The 2,609-nt window shown below is 76.8% G+C and carries 1 pseudogene; it reads left to right on the top strand.

The features are described from left to right. Positions 1–68 precede the first annotated feature (68 nt). Positions 69–2,609 (top strand): annotated as a pseudogene (locus AC08OP_RS11300) (hypothetical protein); the annotation flags it as partial.

Below are 2,609 nucleotides of genomic sequence, written 5' to 3'. Positions count from 1 at the left end.
GTCGTGGTGGGGCCGACCAGCATCCCGACCTACGTGGAACAGCTCGACGAGCTGCGGATCGCGACCCGATGACCCCGCACGACCCGATGACGGTCGCGGACCCGGACGGCCCGCGGTCGGCGTCCTTCGTCAACCTCGCCGACCACCTCACGGGGGTGCTGTCGGCCGGTGCCGCGCACGAGTCCTTCCCGCTGGACGACACCGGCACCGTCCGGCTGACCTGGGACCGCGAGCCGCTGGTGCTGCTCACCCTGGAGCGTGACCTGGACCTCGACGAGCTGGCCGTCGAGGTCGGCCTGCCCGGGCCGGAGTCGGACGGCTCGGGCGGGCCGCAGGTCACGATCCCGGTCCGGTACGCGCCGTTCAGCGAGCGGGGGGCGATGCTGCCGGTGTGGCCGTTCGTCTTCGCACCGGCGTTCGACCTGTTGGCGCTGCAGGTCAAGGCGCGGTGGGTAACCGCCGGCGGGCCGGCCACCCCGGTTGCGCCGCGCGAGCTGCGCGCCCTGCTGTCGGTCACCCTGGTGCAGGGCACGATGGGCCGGCTGCTGTACCTGATCGGTGCCGAGAAGGCCCGGCTGCGGTGCGCGGCACGGGAGGTCAGCGCGTCCCGGGCGGTGGCCAACGCCCGCCGCGCGGTCCTGGACCGGCACGGCGCCGACCTCGGGGCGGCGCGGTTCGGTGACCGGTTGCTCGGCCGGAGCGGGCTGCCGCCGCAGGTGTTCACCGGTCCCCGGACCGAGCCAACCGGGTTGGAGAACGACGAGGACTACCGCCGCCGGCTGCTGGCGCTGCGTGCCTTCTCGATGCCGACGCCGGCCGGCGTCGCCGAGGCCGTCAACGGCAGCGGCGGACCGCAGGACAGACCGCGCGGATGGCTGGGCGAGCTCGGCGCGACCCGCCGGGTGCGGATCGTCGAGCAGGTGCGGCCGTACTCGGTCGGGCTGCTGCTGATGTCGGCGTCGCCGGCCGGCGAGGCGGCCGCGCGCGCCGCCCGGCTGGCGTTCCTGGCCCAGGTGCGGCGGGACCGGCTGGTGCTGCCGGCGTCGACCCCGGCCACCGACGAGGCGTACCGCGGGCGGCTGCTGCCGCCGGCGCAGCGGGCCGCGCTGGAGGCGCTGGGGTCGGCGCTGCGGGCCGGGTACTTCTTCGACGGCGACACCGAGCCGGCGCTGGCCCCCGGTCTGGCCCGCTGCCTGGAGCTGTTCGCCGCCTGCCGGGCGCAGCTTGGCGACCGCCGGCGGTGGAGCCTGGTGCGCAGCCAGGACCCGGCCGGCGGCAGCGCCTACGAGCTGGGACTGAGCGCCGACATCGTGGTCCCGGTTGACGCTGAGGCGGTGTTGAAGGCGGCGCTGCTGGCGTTCCTGCCGGGTCGCGACCTGCCGGCCACGGTGCGCGACGCGCTCACCGCCGGCGCTGCGGCGGTACGTGCCGGCACGGGGGCGGTGCTGGCGCTGCTGCAGGCGTGCGGGGCGGCGACCGTCCGCAAGGCCGGCCGGGTCGGCACCGCGGTGAGCCACCTGGCGCTGGTGGACCTCACCGCGCCCGGCGGGCAGGACGTCCCGGTCGGCGGCCGGAGCCAGGTCGCCGGGCTCGGCGCGGCGGAGCCGGGGTCGGGACGGCCGCTGGTGCTGCTCGGCCGGGCACACGCCGGCGGCCTGGCGGTCGCCGCCGTGGACGCCCGCGGCGGGACCCAGGTCCTTGCGCAGAACGGCTTCCCGCCGGGCGCCGAGGACGCCGTCGTGCTGCGTGAGGACTCCGGCGGGTCCGGTGGCGAAGGCCCGGGCGGAGGTCGGCTCGGCCGGGCCGTGCTGACCTACCCGGCCGAACGGTCGATCCTGGTCGTCGAGGTGACCAGGGGCGAGGAGGGCCTGTCCATCGACGCAGTCGTCACCCGCGACCAGTTGCCCGCCTGGACACACGCGGTGCCGATGCGGCTGGCGGGCAGCAGCGGTCCCGTGCTCCTGCTGTACCACCGGACGACCGGCTCGCTGTCCGTGCTGGCGGTCGAGGGCTCCCTGCCGGCGGTGGACGGCCCCAGCCTGGGCCGCTGGACGCACCTGGCTCCGGTGGCGGCGCCGGGCGGCGGCCACGACGACGTGCTCTGCTACGACAGCGTGAGCGGCGACCTCCACCTGCTCGCCCTTCGTCTCCGGCCGGACGACCGTGGGCTGGAGGTCACCGTCCGCTGGAAGCGGCCGGGGTGGCGGCCGGGGCTCACCCTGCTGGCCGCGCTGCCCGGCGACCAGGTGCTGGGCGTCGACCGGGATGCCGGCCGGGTGGAGCTGTGGTCGTCGTTCGCCGACGGTGTGCCGGTGCTCGCGGCGTACCACCAGGTGGGACGGCGGAGCGTGACCCACCTCGCGGCACTCTCCGGCGTTGACTCTCCGCAGAGCCCTGCCGTGTTGGCCTATGACCGCGCCCGCGCAACGGCGACCGTGTGGCCGGACCTCGGTCCGGGCGGCACGGTCCGCCGCCCGGACACCCCATGGGAGGAGGCGTCGCCCTCCGCCGCGGTGAACGCCGGTCTCGGCGACGGTGTGGGCCGCGCCGCGCTTGACCTGGCCCTGGACGAGGCGCTGAGGGCGTGGCAGGCGGCTGGGCACCCGCCG

The sequence above is a fragment of the Frankia sp. CeRuru1 genome, from assembly GCF_977966315.1.
Note: the sequence above shows the minus strand (reverse complement) of the source record. Positions and strands in the feature narration are given on the sequence as shown.